Annotated in this window: 16 protein-coding genes; 4 read left to right on the forward strand and 12 right to left on the reverse strand. The window is 42.7% G+C overall.

Annotated features, from left to right (window positions below; translation table 11 throughout):
- Nucleotides 1-14: 14 nt before the first annotated feature.
- From ACY8DT_RS03955 to ACY8DT_RS03985, 7 genes are all read right to left on the reverse strand, one after another.
- A complete protein-coding gene (locus ACY8DT_RS03955; protein ID WP_462421632.1) occupies nucleotides 15-542 on the reverse strand; it encodes a chromate transporter in 528 nt (175 codons plus the stop codon).
- A complete protein-coding gene (locus ACY8DT_RS03960; RefSeq protein WP_462421633.1) occupies nucleotides 539-1,078 on the reverse strand; it encodes a chromate transporter in 540 nt (179 codons plus the stop codon). The genes ACY8DT_RS03955 and ACY8DT_RS03960 overlap by 4 nt, the downstream gene beginning before the upstream one ends.
- A gap of 15 nt (nucleotides 1,079-1,093) precedes the next feature.
- A complete protein-coding gene (locus ACY8DT_RS03965; protein ID WP_462421634.1) occupies nucleotides 1,094-2,683 on the reverse strand; it encodes a gamma-glutamyltransferase family protein in 1,590 nt (529 codons plus the stop codon).
- A gap of 74 nt (nucleotides 2,684-2,757) precedes the next feature.
- Entirely contained in the window at nucleotides 2,758-3,792 is a 1,035-nt protein-coding gene (locus tag ACY8DT_RS03970; RefSeq protein ID WP_462421635.1) for a Rho termination factor N-terminal domain-containing protein, read from the reverse strand.
- 55 nt (nucleotides 3,793-3,847) lie between these two features.
- Nucleotides 3,848-4,771, reverse strand: coding sequence for an AEC family transporter (locus tag ACY8DT_RS03975; RefSeq protein WP_462421636.1), 924 nt, complete (start codon nucleotides 4,769-4,771; stop codon nucleotides 3,848-3,850).
- A 17-nt stretch (nucleotides 4,772-4,788) separates the two neighbouring features.
- On the reverse strand, nucleotides 4,789-5,073 hold the full coding sequence (locus tag ACY8DT_RS03980; protein WP_462421637.1) for a branched-chain amino acid transport AzlD family protein: 285 nt from the start codon (nucleotides 5,071-5,073) through the stop codon (nucleotides 4,789-4,791).
- A complete protein-coding gene (locus ACY8DT_RS03985) occupies nucleotides 5,070-5,753 on the reverse strand; it encodes an AzlC family ABC transporter permease (RefSeq protein WP_462421638.1) in 684 nt (227 codons plus the stop codon). The genes ACY8DT_RS03980 and ACY8DT_RS03985 overlap by 4 nt, the downstream gene beginning before the upstream one ends.
- A 106-nt stretch (nucleotides 5,754-5,859) precedes the next feature.
- Between ACY8DT_RS03985 and ACY8DT_RS03990 the strand changes: the two genes are divergently transcribed.
- Entirely contained in the window at nucleotides 5,860-6,714 is an 855-nt protein-coding gene (locus ACY8DT_RS03990) for an HAD family hydrolase (protein WP_462421639.1), read from the forward strand.
- A gap of 29 nt (nucleotides 6,715-6,743) precedes the next feature.
- Here the strand turns inward: ACY8DT_RS03990 and ACY8DT_RS03995 are convergent, their stop codons facing one another.
- Nucleotides 6,744-6,902, reverse strand: a complete 159-nt coding sequence (locus ACY8DT_RS03995) for a hypothetical protein (RefSeq protein ID WP_462421640.1) — start codon at nucleotides 6,900-6,902, stop codon at nucleotides 6,744-6,746.
- Nucleotides 6,903-6,924: 22 nt separating this feature from the next.
- Nucleotides 6,925-7,572, reverse strand: a complete 648-nt coding sequence (locus ACY8DT_RS04000; RefSeq protein ID WP_462421641.1) for an alpha/beta hydrolase — start codon at nucleotides 7,570-7,572, stop codon at nucleotides 6,925-6,927.
- 80 nt (nucleotides 7,573-7,652) lie between these two features.
- Here ACY8DT_RS04000 and ACY8DT_RS04005 point away from each other — a divergent pair, with 80 nt between their 5' ends.
- Nucleotides 7,653-8,579: a VOC family protein gene (locus ACY8DT_RS04005; RefSeq protein ID WP_462421642.1), complete on the forward strand. Its 927-nt coding sequence runs from the start codon at nucleotides 7,653-7,655 to the stop codon at nucleotides 8,577-8,579.
- 143 nt (nucleotides 8,580-8,722) lie between these two features.
- On the opposite strand, the gene ACY8DT_RS04010 is transcribed toward ACY8DT_RS04005, so the two are convergent.
- From ACY8DT_RS04010 to ACY8DT_RS04020, 3 genes are all read right to left on the reverse strand, one after another.
- Nucleotides 8,723-9,544: a DUF6612 family protein gene (locus tag ACY8DT_RS04010; RefSeq protein WP_462421643.1), complete on the reverse strand. Its 822-nt coding sequence runs from the start codon at nucleotides 9,542-9,544 to the stop codon at nucleotides 8,723-8,725.
- A gap of 72 nt (nucleotides 9,545-9,616) precedes the next feature.
- Nucleotides 9,617-10,534 (reverse strand): EamA family transporter RarD, encoded by a 918-nt coding sequence (gene rarD / locus ACY8DT_RS04015; protein WP_462421644.1) that lies wholly within the window; start codon nucleotides 10,532-10,534, stop codon nucleotides 9,617-9,619.
- A 122-nt stretch (nucleotides 10,535-10,656) separates the two neighbouring features.
- Nucleotides 10,657-11,685, reverse strand: coding sequence for a hypothetical protein (locus ACY8DT_RS04020; protein ID WP_462421645.1), 1,029 nt, complete (start codon nucleotides 11,683-11,685; stop codon nucleotides 10,657-10,659).
- Between the two features lie 172 nt (nucleotides 11,686-11,857).
- Here ACY8DT_RS04020 and ACY8DT_RS04025 point away from each other — a divergent pair, with 172 nt between their 5' ends.
- Both ACY8DT_RS04025 and ACY8DT_RS04030 read left to right on the forward strand, forming a co-directional pair.
- Nucleotides 11,858-12,328, forward strand: coding sequence for a MarR family transcriptional regulator (locus ACY8DT_RS04025; RefSeq protein WP_462421646.1), 471 nt, complete (start codon nucleotides 11,858-11,860; stop codon nucleotides 12,326-12,328).
- Nucleotides 12,306-14,990, forward strand: a complete 2,685-nt coding sequence (locus ACY8DT_RS04030; RefSeq protein WP_462421647.1) for an MMPL family transporter — start codon at nucleotides 12,306-12,308, stop codon at nucleotides 14,988-14,990. The genes ACY8DT_RS04025 and ACY8DT_RS04030 overlap by 23 nt, the downstream gene beginning before the upstream one ends.

A 14,990-nucleotide genomic window follows, 5' to 3' on the forward strand; every position in this document is an offset into this window, starting at 1 on the left:
CACCTTCTCTGTAGTTATAGTAACAGCGCACCGTATACCAGCCCGAATAAAATGACCAGGGCCGGGTGCACTTTGAATTTCGTCAGCATCAGAAAGCTTGCAATGATTAAAACAACAGTATGCACAACACCTGATTGGATGAATGCACCGCTGAAGAAGTCGTATGCGATGACACCAAGTAAAATCGCAATGACCGGCCTGACAAGTGACGTCAGTGTTTCAAACTTCTTAGTGCCCTTCATTTTGTAGAGCAGCCCCGCTAAAAATATCATCAATAGTAATGACGGCAGAACAGCCGCAGTTACAGCAATGACTGCGCCCGGCACACCACCGACCATAAAGCCGATATAACCCGCCATCTTTGTGATGATCGGGCCGGGCAGGCCGTTGCCGAGTGCAAGTACTTCCGCAAACTGCTGGGAATCCATCCACCCGTAGTTTCTGACCACTTCCTGCTCAACAAGCGGGATGGAAGCGGGTCCACCGCCATAGCCAAGAATGCCGGGAATGAAAAACGCTAAAAAAATCTGGATATATATCATGTTTTTCTCCCTTCTCTTCTAAGCAGGCTGAAGATGATGATCACTGCGATGATGATTGCAGGGTGCACACTCAAAGGAACAAGCAGCACTAAAGAAACCAATGTAAATGGTATCAGGAAAATCCATGTCGTCTTTGCTTTCGCTTTACTTAAAAAGTCGATGGTCAGCAGTGCCATCATGACACCGACGACGGGCAGGACACCGCGGCTCATCCCCTGGACCCACCCAAGGTCTTTGAATTCCACAAATAAAGTCAGCAGGATGATCATCAGGAATATTGTCGGTATGATGGTCGCCAGCACTGCATTGATCAGTCCAAGCCAACCGCTCTTTATATAACCGATATATCCTGCGAGCTTTGTCGCTATCGGTCCGGGCAGAGTGTTTCCAATTGCCAGCATATCCTGGAATTCATCATCCGTCATCCATTTATGTATATCCACCACTTCTGCTTTTATCAGAGGGATTGAAGCCGGACCGCCTCCGTAGCCCAGCATTCCCACTTTGAAAAATACCCAAAATATCTTTAACTGCATATTTGCTCACTTCTTCTAATAGATTGATATGGAACCGTCCGTCCTGGATTCAGTCCCACCGACATAAGTGCCGTTGTCCTGCTGGATGATCACCTGCCCGCGCCCGAAATGGTTCGGTTCGAGATTGACATTGACTGCGTGTCCTCTTCTGTTCAGTTCGCGTGCAATATCCGCCGGGAAGCGGTCTTCAACATCCACCCTCAAGCCTTCCATGAACTGCCATCTCGGTGCATCCAGTGCACTTTGAGGATTCATGCCGTGATCAATCAGGTTCATTGCAACCTGCAGGTGACCCTGCGGCTGCATAAAGCCGCCCATGACACCGAATGGTCCGACGGGTTTCTTATCTTTCGTGATGAACCCCGGAATAATCGTATGGAAAGATTTTTTACTGCCGCCGATGTAGTTCGGATGATTTTCATCTGTCGAGAAATTGTGACCTCTGTTCTGAAGTGCAATCCCTGTTTCAGGCACGACGACGCCTGAACCAAAGCCCATGTAGTTGCTCTGAATATATGAAACCATATTGCCTTCATCATCTGCTGTTGCGAGATAAACAGTTCCGCCTTTCGGCAGTTCACCGTGGACCCGCTCTTGTGCATAACCGTCAATCTCCTTCCGGCGTGCCTGCAGGTATTCCACATCGAGCAGATCATCAGAAGTCACTTTCATATGGCTGCTGTCTGAAACATATGTCGTCGTATCACTGAATGCCTGTTTCATCGCTTCAATCTGATGGTGGTAATAATGACCGTTTTTCTCGGCAAAGTTATCATCTTTTAGTATGCCGAGGGCCATCAATGCAGCGATTCCCTGCCCATTCGGGGGAATTTCATGAATATCGTACCCTTTATAATTGATGCTGATCGGCTTGACATATTCCACTTCGAAATTTTTCAAATCTTTATGTGTGATAATTCCGCCCGTCTCTTCAGCATATTTGACTATTTTATCTGCCAGGTCGCCTTCATAAAATGATTTTGCATCCGTATTTGCGATATCTTCCAATGTGTCGGCGTGTTTCGGCAATGTTTTCACATCACCCGCTTCAACCTCGCCGAACACTTCAAACCAATTTTCTATCTCCGGGAAATTTTCCACTTCTCTTTTAAATGTCCTGTGCGCAGCCTGCCAGAACTTGGCTACCGTCGGCGTTATGACATATCCATCCCTCGCTGCCCGGATGGCAGGCGCTAAAACTTCTTTCAAAGTGAGCCTGCCGAACTTACTGATGAGGCTTGCCCATGCCGCAGGCACTCCCGGAACATTCACCGGCAGCCAGCCGTATGCAGGTATTTCATTATGACCATGCGCTTTTAAAGTTTCCATGGACGCTTTATCCGGTGACTGCCCGCTTGCATTCATACCATGTAAGTCACCGTTCATCCAGGCGATCATGAAAGCATCTCCGCCTATGCCGTTGCTGGTCGGTTCCACTACGGTCAAAGTCGCAGCAGTCGCAACTGTTGCATCCATCGCATTACCACCCTGCTTCAATACTTCAATACCTGCTTCTGTTGCCAAAGGATGCGTCGTTGCGACCATCCCGTTTTTTGCGTATACACTGTAGCGGCTGTTCTGATATGGATAATTGTTATGTTTCATAAAATCCCCTTAATTTTATTATTTTGAAAATTATGTACAAAGAAGAACCCTGTATTACACAGGGTTTTCTTATATTAAGCACCGCAGCATTTTTTATATTTCTTGCCGCTGCCGCACGGACAAGGATCATTGCGTCCGACTTTTACTTCTTTAACGATTGTTTTCGTTTTTAATTCTGATTCTTTATGGCCTCTGAACTTGAAGTGGCGGGTGTTTTCAACGATGCCTGCAATATTATCAAAGAAATCTCTTTGATCATGGACGTTGCTGAATTCAACATCGAGCGACATTAAATACTGAACGATTTCGTCCTGCTTTTCCCCGCGCATGATCAGCTGTAAAAGAGAAATGTAAATGCTCTCATGTTTAGAACGCGGCACTTTCACATTCTTCTCTATCCATTCTTTCAGCTTTCTGTGATTGGATGACTCATCAATATAGTTCGGATTGCTGAACTTGATGAATTTGCCGAACTCAGGCTCATAGTACGGTCTGTCACCCTGGAGCTTCTTGACCATTTCATACTGGGCATAGTTCATATCATCAATCACTATTTGGGCATTATCTTCATCAATCGAAATATCATAAGGGGATTCTTCAAGGAACCTTATGATTTCGTTCGAGGTCACTTCTTCATCATAATACTTCTTGAATAAATGGATCAGCTGTTCAAAGCTTACGATGCCATAAAGGTGAAGCGCCGCTCTGAAGAGGTTCAGTCTTCTTTGAACTTCTAGTCTTTCTTCCCTGTTCCCTTTTGTATCCACTTCTTTATACAAGTCGACTATCGTGTCTGTCAGGAAGAAGTTGTCTTCCAGTTCTGTATCTTCGAATGCATACCCCATGATATACAGACCGAAAATCTCTTCAAGTGAATAACGCTTTTCTTTTGGATCTTCATCCACCGATTTTTTCCATGTGTTAAATGAATCTTCATCAATGTACTTATATGCATATGCTGCCGTGTCAGCATCTTTCTGCTGTTTAATGATTTCATTGATCAGATCATCTTTTTTAAAAGTTGAATAATTTTTAACCGAAATGGTCTTTGCCAATCTCTTTAAATCATTCATATTATATGCTTCCAAATGTGTCTCTGCATTTGCCATGACAGATCCACCTCCAAATACTGTTTAGTAATTACATTTTATCATATCCGGAATATTAAAATACATTCAAAGCGATGTAGATGACGAGCGGCACTGTCACCACACTGAATAATGTACTGAACATGACAATTTCCGCAGCATATTCAGGATCATCACTGTACTGCTGTGCAATGATCGTGCTGTTGACTGCCGACGGCATCGCAGTGGTGATCAATATCGCCTGGGCGACCACGCCGGTCAGATTGAACAATAATAATAAAACAATTGTCAGGGCAGGTCCAATGATAAGTCTGATGAAACTCGCAGCAATCGAGCTGATACGGATGCGTTTGAATGATATACCTGCTATCTGGGCACCGAGTATGAATAGTACTGTGCCGATCATCGCATCACTGATGTAGTCAAAAGATATGTATACGGATGCCGGTACGCCGATATTGAAAAAGTTAAATATCAAACCCAATGCCAGACCGTAAAATATCGGCATTTTAAAATATCCCAGCAGTGCTTTCCATTTACCGGATTCACGAGCTCTGAGCGAGACGACGCCGTAGGAGTACGCAAACATATTTTGAAAAAATACCATCATGATCTGAACACTCATCGCGAACGGATCACTTCTGAAAACAAGATCGTTGACCGGCACCCCGTAGTTCCCTGCATTATAGAATAGATTCGAATTGGTAAAAAGAATCTGATGCCCGGGGTCGAGTCCCATCGCCCTACCGACAAAATATGTAAGGAGGAATGTCAGAGCTGCATATAATATGAGAAACAGCAGAACAGACATAAGCAGCGTCAACTCCATATCCGCTTCGAATAGATTCATGAAAATAAAGACCGGCATAATGTAGTTGATCATCAGCTTGGCAAGCGTGGCACGCTCAAGTTTGAATCTGAGCTGGACAACATATCCGATAATTACAATGATTGCGATGGGGAGCATGACATTAATGAATATAAACAAAAATTCTGACATAATGTTCCCTCACTATTTCAAATTAAAAAGTATACGAAAATAATTGTTCCAAATACAACAAAGAACAGCGGCACTCTGAATATCGCAAGTATCATTGCAAATAAACCGCCTAAAACTCCCTGCAGAGGCGTTTCCACCGCCGTCAACAATCCCGGAAAAATCAATACGCCAAGCGCAGCGTATGGTATGTAATTGAGCAGAGTGATCAACCACTGCGGAAATGCGAGACCACCGACAAAAAATGCAGGCAGAATTCTCGTGATGATTGTCGATAGAAATAACATGACGATTAACATTATCATACCTTACCACCCCTTTTTTCCAAAACCAACCCAAACATTGCAGCCAGTACCATCGCTAAGATGATTGCAATGCCGGACGGTATGAAGTTTATTTCTATAAACAGGAAATGTAATATCATGCCGAGCACAGCGACAATCAAATATTTATAATGTGTTCTGACGGCCGGCACCAATAGAGCGATGAACAGTGCATATAAAGCGATGCCGCTTGCCGTCACCCATTCTTCACTCATTATTTCCCCGGCCAGATAGCCGACAACGGAGAACACAACCCAGAATATGTATGCCGTAATAAAAATAATGAAATAGTTTATAAAGTTTTTGCGTTCGTCTTCAATGTTTGCAGAGAGTGCGAATGATTCGTCGGTGACATAAGATGAAATGAGCAGTTTTTTCAACAGCGACTCATCTTTCAAATCATAGTTGATTTTAAAAGACATCACGAAATGCCTGGAGTTCAAAACGAAAATCGCGATGATGATTGCTGCTGCACTGCTTGAGGCGGAAAGCATCTGAAGTGCGAGAAACTGGCTTGCACCGCCGAAAACCATAAAGCTCATCAAAAAAGTTTCAAATGCAGTGAGAAGCGGTTTAGCCGTTATTCCGAAGGCGACAGCAACCGGCAGATAACCGAGCCCGATAGTGAGTCCGTCCAGTAAAGATTTCCTGTATGTATTCAATTTCTGTTCTCACTCCAATTAATTTAATTAACAAACATTTTATCATATTTGGTATAGTCTAATTAACAAATAAATTCAATAATCATACATTATAGGAGATATATTTATGAAAGCGATCGCTTTGGATATGGATGGTACCATTTTAAATGACCGTGGTGAATATTCGCCGCGTTTAGTCGATGTTTTAAATAAACTGCACGATAAGGGCATGATGACTTTTATCGCAACCGGCCGTACGAAGAGCGGCATTTTAAGAGTGACGCCTGAGTCGGTCCCCCTGTCGGGATTTGTTGCAGCGAGCGGCATGAGCATTTATAATCGCGAAGGTGAAGATTATAAAAGAATCGTCAGTTATCAGTTTGACAGGGAAGTTGTGGAAGAAGTGCTGAATGCAGCAAGGGAACGTGAAATCTTTTATCAGACCTACACTGCTGAAGAAAGCGCAAGAACTTTAAACAGGGATAAAGGATATGCAAGGCGTGACATCGGTGCAGAAAAACCTGAAACGATGAAAGAGTACGAGCATGCTGCACTGCTTAAAATGCTGGATGTTGAAACCCATTGGGTCGACGAGCTGAAAATGGATGAAATACTTAAAGTGTTTTTCATTTCAAAAGATGTTGAAAAGATCGACGCATGGTTCGATTACTTAAGTGCACGGCAGGATGAACTTGGCTACTCCCTGTACAAAACGAGCAGGCATAATTCTGAAATCATGCTTGGTGGCAAAGATAAAGGCACAGGCCTCGAGACTTTATTGGAAGAATATGATTTTGATGCGGACGAAGTCCATGCAATCGGCGACTCCATGAACGATCTGCCTCTCTTTGAAGTGTGCGGGAAAAACACGGCGATGGCTAACAGCACAGAATCTGTCATCAGTGCCGCAGACGACGTGACGGAATTCAATAATGACGAAGACGGACTTGCGATATATCTTGAAGAAACTTATTTAAAATAAAAAACAGGCTTAAAGCCTGTTTTTTTCGCTTAAATTTTGTTCCTCTCCTGCTCGGACTCTTTCTTCACACTTTTATATTTTTCATTGATGGTTTCGATCTTTCCTAAAGTCACACATTTCAGCATTGTAAAGAATATCAGTTGGAAGCCCAGAGTGAACGTCCGGCCCGATTGATCGATGATTTGCATTTTACATCCCCCATGTTTTCATTTATAAACTATCGAACTCATCTTCCAGTGCATCTTCAATATCCCGCTTTATGCCTAAAAACCAGACATGCCCTTCCATCAATTCATCAGGCACGATTTCATGGCCGCCGTCCGTGAGTTTCACTTCGGCAACAGCACCTCTAAGCTCAAGTTCTTTTCTCAATTGATAGGATTCTCCGGCAGTCGCCATCATGTCCCTCGCCCCTGCTGTGAGAAGGACATTGGTCCGCGTCAAATCCACTTTTTCCATCTGTTCGCTTCTGTATCCGCTGTGAAGGAGCAGTGCACCGAGTACATATAAATTATAATTTAATAAAAGATGGGCAGCCATATTTGCACCGTTGGAATAACCGACTAAAATCGACTGTCCCAGATCTATATCATATTCTTTTTCGAAATCCAGCAGCGCATCTCTTACTTTTATGCCTTCTTCCCGCAGACTGTCTTCATCAAATTCCCCCGGACTGTGCCGCTTGAAAAATCTTGTCTGTCCGTTCTCATCAACATCCCCGCGCAGACTTAACACATTGGCATTGGAATCTATCGTTGCCGCCACATCCAGGAGATCGGTCTCGCGTCCGCCTGTTCCGTGAAATAAAATGATCGTATAGGGATTTTCATTCTTCCCTTTTATAAATAGATGCTCCATATTCAACACCCTCTAAAGTTAGTCTTCCATGCATTCGTATTATATAATAAATGTAACATATTTACCGAGGAGAGATATCTGTGTCAGTTAAAGGATTGCATCATGTCTCTGCAATAACTAAAGAAGTTTTGGATAATCATGATTTTTACACAAAATTATTAGGTCTCAGACTGGTCAAAAAAACAGTCAACCAGGATGAGCCGAGTATGTATCATCTGTTCTATGCTGATTATAAAGGTACACCGGGCACCGACATCACATTTTTTGAAATCAGTCAGTCATCCAGATATCAGCCCGGTACAAACTCCATCTCGAGAACTGTCTTCAGAGTGCCCTCAATGGAAGCCCTGGAGTATTTCAAGGGACGTTTCCAGGAAAAAGGCGTGTATACAGAAGGTATCATTGAAAGATTCGGTTACACATATATGAATTTTTCAGATTATGAAAACCAGCGCCTGGCTCTGATTGTCGATTCGGAATACGATGAATCACAACCATTTACAGGAGCCGGCATTCCTGAGGAATTTGCCATCACCGGTATTAAAGCAGTTGAAGTCACCGTCCAGTACTTGAAGCCGATGGTTTTATTTTTAGAAATGCTCGGTGGGAAAGTCAAAGGGGAATGGGACGATGAAACCGAAGAAACGGAAGTGAAGTTTGGTCTGGACTCCGTGTTTGTCATAGAAAACAGGTCTTCCCAAATTGAAAAAGAGGGCTTCGGGAGTGTCCATCACTTCGCACTCAAAGTACGTGACGAGGAAGAACTGAAGAACGTTTTAGATATTGTCAATGCGGAGAAATGGCGGAACTCAGGAATTGTCGACCGCTTTTATTTCAAAGCAATCTATATTAAGGCAGCCGGCAATATCACCGTTGAAATTTCAACCGAAGCACCCGGCTTCACCGTAGATGAACGACTCGAAGCATTGGGTGAATCACTGTCCCTGCCGCCCGACCTGGAAAAAGACAGAGACTTTATAGAGCTGTACATGACTCCGATCAATTGACAGAGGTTATGACGGGCTTAAGTGGTGAAAATACGAATAAGTCCATCCATAATGTAAAGTTATAAGGTTCTCTTTTCCTGAACATCAAAAAACCGGACGGCTCATATGAGCCGTTCGGTTTTCAACATTTACAGACTAGACTTTTAATTTTCTTCTATTTCAGCAGGCAGCTCTATATCTTCCACTTCATTAAAACTTGTGAATTCCACATCACCGTTCATCGAGTATTCTCCTTGTTCATCCTCACCGGATGCCTCATAGGTAATATACTCCAGTACATGGTCTTCTTTATCCACTTCCACTTCCAAGTCACTGTATATTTCTGAAGTATCCAATGCACCGAATTCAAATCCGAGCAATGATTGAAACGCCTTATACACCGACTGGTTCGACCCTTCATAACTAAACAGGTAGGAATCATCTGTCTCCTCTTTAGTCAGTTGTCCTGATAAATCAGATAAGGAATTCAGTGTGCTTTCATATGTTACGAAAAATAAACTTTCAATATTCATGGATTCGGTAGTTTCCACCCATTCTTCACCAGTGAATATATAAGTCGAGCCGTCTTTTGCAACTGTTCTCACTTCATCATTAGACTTTAATAGCAGATCAGGTGGATCTCCATCTTTAATAGCGGCTTCAGCATTTAATGTGTATGGTGCACCATCGACAGAACCTTCCAAGTCTATCAGCGCCTCGTAACTATCAAGGTCTTCCGACTTATCGATCACCTGATTGAATATCTCATTATTCTCTTCGGTATTCACGTCTGTTTCTTCGGTCTTTTCCGGCTCTTCAGATGCAATCTCACTATTTTCTTCTTCATCTATATTTTGATCTTCGCTCTGTTCTTCTGTCGTTTCATCAGATTCTTCTTTTTCCGCTTCCCCGGAATCATTCTGACAGGCGGCAAAGAACACTGACAGAAGGAGCAAAGGTATCATCATATATTTTTTAGTCATCATTAATATTTAACTCCTCAAAGCCTAATCTCTATAAAATAATAACACGCTTAATTGATATTAACTAATGATATGCTAATTCCTGATGCGGCGTCTGGATCGTTTTTTATTCTCATTACGCATCGTTAAATACCTGTTCACGCTGTACAATATCAGTCCGCCCCAAATGAAAACATATGCGACTGCGTGAACGTCGGTAAACGCTTCATCATACATGAAAACCCCGATAATCAGCATGATTGTCGGTGCAAAATACTGCAGAAAACCGATCAGTGACAAGCGTATTTTCTGAACGCCGAGACTGAACAGCAACAGAGGGATGACCGTCACGAGTCCCGCACCCATCATCCACAGGCTTGCTGTGTTCATACCGAAGTCGCCCGTACCTGAAGCCTGGACAAATATGATATATATCAACGCAAAAGGAGCGAGTACAAACGTCTCCACTGCCATTGCGTAAATGGCATCGAGATTGATCGTTTTCTTGATCAGACCGTATACACTGAAACTGACAGCAAGATAAAATGAAATCCACGGTGCCGACCCCAGCCCTGCAATCATGTAGACGACTCCGATGGATACTATGCATATCGCAGCCCATCCCACTTTGGAAAACCTTTCACCTAAAATGAGAAGCCCCAGCAGAATACTGATCAGCGGGTTTATGTAATAGCCAAGACTCGCATCCAGTATATGACCAGCCTGCACTGCGATTATGAATACCAGCCAGTTGGATGTGATGACGGCCGATGCCAGGAACAGCGCAGTCACTTTCTTTTTATTACTGAAAATGAATTTTAAATCTTCCTTGAAATATCTCCACTTGCCAATCAGTACTATAAATAAAATCATGAATACAAAAGACCATAAGACTCTGTGCGCGATAATTTCATAAGAGGAAACTGCTTCGATCTGCTTCCAGTAAATTGGAAGAAAACCCCAAATGAGATATGCACCCAGAGCAAAGATCACACCTTTTTTGCTTTCACCCAATTCGCTATCACTCCCGACATCAACATTTAACTGCAGTAATCTAATGTTACTTCTCTGCCCCGATAATTAAAAGTGTTTCAACTCAAACTAAAACCCGGGAAGATCCCGGGCTGAAAGTCATTTTAATAATCCCTGCCATCCAGAGGTCTGAGACCGTCATCCCGGAAGTCACTGCCATGAGTTTCCGGTTCGGCCGCATGGTATGGCGCAGCGTCTGCCGCCTGTCGATCCAATACATCCCGTCCTTTATAGTAGAAGGCGACGATTGAACCGACCATCAGATACATTACATAAATGTAGATGATTAAGAATAACAGCGCTGTAATGGCCACTATAAGCCCTGTCATCAATCCGTTATCCATCGCACTGATCAGGAAACCGACCAGTATTCCACCAACGATTAAAAATACAAAGTACAGAATAGTCACACCCGCCAGCAGCAATACATTGCTGAAAAATAATTTCATCAGACTTTGACCGGCCTGGAACATCACTTTAAAAGCGATGGAGAATTTATCCACTGTCGGAATATGAGGCTGGTCAACATATACAAGGTAGATCAGGAACATATAAATCATCAACAGTACATAAGGTATATACATCAACAGAATCAGAATCAGGTTGATTACTGCCATCAATATGAACACGCCGATCTGTCCGGTGATCATTGCAGCAGATGATTCTATGCCGTTTTCATATGACAGACCGCCTAAAAGTGCTGAAAACGGCAGGTTGACTACAGTAAACAGCAGCTGCATCAAAAGAGAGATTCCTAAACTGATGATAATGTAACCGATAAACACCAGAATGGTCAGCTTAACAGCTTTACCGTACCTGCGCCCCCTGAATACGAAGAACAGATCACCAAAGCCATAACTCTCTCTGGTATATGCCGCAGTGAAAAATTTTATGATTCCTATGCTTAAAGGATAAATGACAAACACACTGAATAAAAATAATAAAAAAAAGATGAAAAATAAGTACAATAATACCCAGGTACTGTCACCAAAAGCAAACGCAGGCAACAGACCGATAACAAAAACAATAAAAAAGCTGATAGTTATAAAAATTCCTGCAAGTATTGTCAGGCCTATAATTTTTCCAGCCTGGCCACTCGCATTTTTCCTGAACAGAGATTGATATTGAAACATCCCATCACCCTTCTTTTTTTATTTACAATGTAAGAATATCATTTTTATAACAATTGTGCGATATTAGACAAATTGTCATACAGGTAATTCATTGAAGAGCCCTTTTAAAAATGCTAAACTTCTTCTGTGGTAATTTAGTACAACATACTAAACTATATGAGGAGGGGAACATATGGAAAGGATGCCTGAAACTGTAAACAATTTACGTGATATTTATGGATATGGCTACGCAAATATTTTCAATGATGTTACAGACACTGTTTCCAAGTTACATATTTCCAGACCGCAGATGGAAGTACTTCAATACCTGTTCGTTCATACCCATGCCACCCCCTCAGATATTACCGAAGCTTTGGACACGACCAAGAGTTCAACTACACACACTTTGAAGAAGCTTTTCAATAAAAATCTGATTTCTTTTAAAATGAACGAACTTACAAATGACCGGCGTTCAAAATTAGTTGTTTTGAATCCAAGTGCAAAAAAGCTGATAGTGGAATTTTTATCAAATATTAAAGATTCCATATACGAAGATATCAAAGATATCACTGCAGATGAGTTATCAGAGTTGCACCAGGCAACAGAAATAATACTTAAGTATACAGATGGAGGAAGAATGAATGAAACATATCCTGAAATTTAAATGGCCGGTAACGGTTCTAATGATTGCCTTCGCAGTCCTCACGTTCATATTTTCTCCAAACTTGACAGAGCTTGCCGCTGAAAAAGGTGATGTGCAGTTAGCTGATGATCAGCCAAGTGAACAGGCTCGCAAATATTTGGAGAAGCATGGACAGGATACTGAGATGATGTCTCTTGTGCTGGAGTTTGACGATGGTGTCAAAGCGCATCAGGAAGACATTGAAACATATATTGAAGAGTTGGAGAATGTCGGGGAAGTAGACAATATTACCAACCCTCTTGAATTGAGCGAAGATATCCAGGAAGGATTCATCAATGAAGAATCAGGCGTGATGATGATTCCAATGGAGTATACTGGGGATGAAAATGTCATATTGGAAGTGGCAAACAGCATTGAGGAATTGAACCCTACTGAAGCGGATACTTCAATTACATCCAATGAGCTGATTCAGAGAACGCTTGAAGAAGATGCGATGAACGGTATCCAGACAACTGAAATCTTCACGGTCATCATCGTTCTTGCAGTGCTTTTAGTCATGTTCCGTTCAGTCGTCACACCTTTGGTACCTTTAGTGGTAGTCGGGGTCTCATACTTGATCGGGCAGTCTTTCGTGGGATGGTTCGTAGAATGGTTCGGTTTTCCGATTTCGCCTCAGACGCAGAGCTTTTTAATCGTAATTTTATTTGGTGTAGGTACGGATTACTGTATTTTACTGCTGAATAGATTTAAAGAAGAACTGCAGGTAAATGATAAATACGAAGCAACGTTGAATACTTTTAAAACAGGTGGTAAAACGGTATTCATCAGTGGTATATCCGGCGCTGTCGTGTTTGCAGTATTATACTTCGCAAACTTTGAAATCTACCGCTCAGCTGTAGGTGTTGCACTCGGCATGGCATTTATGCTGCTGTCATTATTTACATTGCTGCCAATTCTCATGTCTCTTCTTGGAAAGTATATTTTCTGGCCGAGCATTAAAAATATCGAAACAAAAGAGAGTAAGATTTGGAGAGTGTTCGGGACATTTTCAGTCAAACACCCTACCCGGGTGATTTTCTCCCTTGTAGCCATACTGGTTGTACTGTCATTCTTCTATGACGATGAGGTGAGTTACGATTCATTGAGTGAACTGGATGATTCCTACTCTGCAGTACATGCGACCAATGTCGTGAGTGAAAGTTTCGATGAAGGAACCATTTTTCCAGTACAGGTCATTCTTTCCGATGGTGATGATCTTGTAAACCAGGAAAGTCTGACACGGATTGAATCTGTCGCAGATACGGTGAGCAAGCTTGACGGCGTCAAAGAAGTACAGACTGTCACAAGACCGACAGGCGACCCGATAGATGAACTCTCAGTCAGTTACCAGTTGAATGAAGCGAATTCCGGCATGGATGAAATTACAGGCGGAATGGATGATGTCACCGGCGGCCTGGACGAAATTTCCTCCAATTTATCAACCATCAGCGAAGAACTTTCAGGTCAGGAAATGGCTTCGGGTGATATGAGTGAGCTGAGCAGCGGCCTGGGCGAACTCAGTGAGGGTGTTGAAGGCATCAGCCAATACTTGACGATGACCGGCGATGTTCAAGGTGCAGCTGCACAGCTTGAAGAAGTGCAGAACGGCCTGAATGAAATGACCACCCAGGTGGAAACGGCAAATGAAGAAATGGCTGCCCAGCAGCAGCAGGCTTCAGAACAGATGGCCGAACTTTCCGGCGGTCTGGAAGAGATGTCCACAGGATTGGATGAAATCAACACCGGCATCGGAGAAGCGAATGATGGTCTTGGAGAAATTCAGAACTTATTGACTGAGATCACGGATAATGGCGCTGTTGATCATACAGGTGTCAATGTGCCTCAGGAATTCGTAGAGTCTGAAGAATTGGAAAGTGCGATCGAGCAATACAGCTTTGCTGATAATACTGCAATCAACTTGAATGTCATTCTGGACGGTGACCCTTACAGTCACGAAGCAATGGCGGTGCTGGACGATGTAGAGTCCACAGTAACAAAAGAACTCAACCGTTTGGAATTGAATGAAGTGGAAAGTTATTTCTCAGGTGTAACAAGCATGAACAGAGACCTGGATCAGATTACAACAGAGGATTACTCTTATGTTGTCACCATATTCGTAATCACTTTATTTGTAATACTTGCAGCGCTTTTCAGATCATTCATTCTGCCTATCGTTATGATCGGTTCAATATTTGTTACGTATTTTGCGTCAGTAAGCATGACCCAGTGGATACTCGGCTGGTTTGGCATAGATCAATTGAACTGGGCGGTGCCGTTCTTCAGTCTGATCATATTTGCTGCACTCGGTATCGACTACTCAATATTCATAATTGACAGGTTCAGAGAAGAAGTTATCAATCACTCAATTAAAGATGCAATAGAAATTGCAATCAAGAAGATGGGAACTGTAGTCATTACCGCAGTCATCATATTATCCGGTACATTTGCAGCACTCTACCCGTCAGGCATCGTCATTTTAGTGCAGGTGACCAGCGTCATAATATTCGCACTGCTGTTCTATGCATTCATCGTCCTGCCGCTTCTTATACCGGCATTGATTGTCACGTTGAAACGCGGTAACTGGTGGCCGTTCAATATGCCGGGCGGCGCTGAACGAAAATCAAAGTTTAAAGACGAGGAATAA

It is taken from the genome of Salinicoccus sp. Marseille-QA3875 (genome assembly GCF_054950095.1).

Bases quoted from the DNA above. Each gene is read 5' to 3' on its own strand.
- ACY8DT_RS04030 (WP_462421647.1), top strand. From the start codon at position 12,306: ATGAAACATATCCTGAAATTTAAATGGCCGGTAACGGTTCTAATGATT.
- ACY8DT_RS04025 (WP_462421646.1), top strand. From the start codon at position 11,858: ATGGAAAGGATGCCTGAAACTGTAAACAATTTACGTGATATTTATGGA.
- ACY8DT_RS03980 (WP_462421637.1), bottom strand. From the start codon at position 5,073: ATGATAATGTTAATCGTCATGTTATTTCTATCGACAATCATCACGAGA.
- ACY8DT_RS03995 (WP_462421640.1), bottom strand. From the start codon at position 6,902: ATGCAAATCATCGATCAATCGGGCCGGACGTTCACTCTGGGCTTCCAA.
- ACY8DT_RS04020 (WP_462421645.1), bottom strand. From the start codon at position 11,685: ATGTTTCAATATCAATCTCTGTTCAGGAAAAATGCGAGTGGCCAGGCT.
- ACY8DT_RS03975 (WP_462421636.1), bottom strand. From the start codon at position 4,771: ATGTCAGAATTTTTGTTTATATTCATTAATGTCATGCTCCCCATCGCA.
- ACY8DT_RS04000 (WP_462421641.1), bottom strand. From the start codon at position 7,572: ATGGAGCATCTATTTATAAAAGGGAAGAATGAAAATCCCTATACGATC.
- ACY8DT_RS03970 (WP_462421635.1), bottom strand. From the start codon at position 3,792: ATGGCAAATGCAGAGACACATTTGGAAGCATATAATATGAATGATTTA.
- ACY8DT_RS03955 (WP_462421632.1), bottom strand. From the start codon at position 542: ATGATATATATCCAGATTTTTTTAGCGTTTTTCATTCCCGGCATTCTT.
- ACY8DT_RS03960 (WP_462421633.1), bottom strand. From the start codon at position 1,078: ATGCAGTTAAAGATATTTTGGGTATTTTTCAAAGTGGGAATGCTGGGC.
- ACY8DT_RS03965 (WP_462421634.1), bottom strand. From the start codon at position 2,683: ATGAAACATAACAATTATCCATATCAGAACAGCCGCTACAGTGTATAC.
- ACY8DT_RS03990 (WP_462421639.1), top strand. From the start codon at position 5,860: ATGAAAGCGATCGCTTTGGATATGGATGGTACCATTTTAAATGACCGT.
- ACY8DT_RS04010 (WP_462421643.1), bottom strand. From the start codon at position 9,544: ATGATGACTAAAAAATATATGATGATACCTTTGCTCCTTCTGTCAGTG.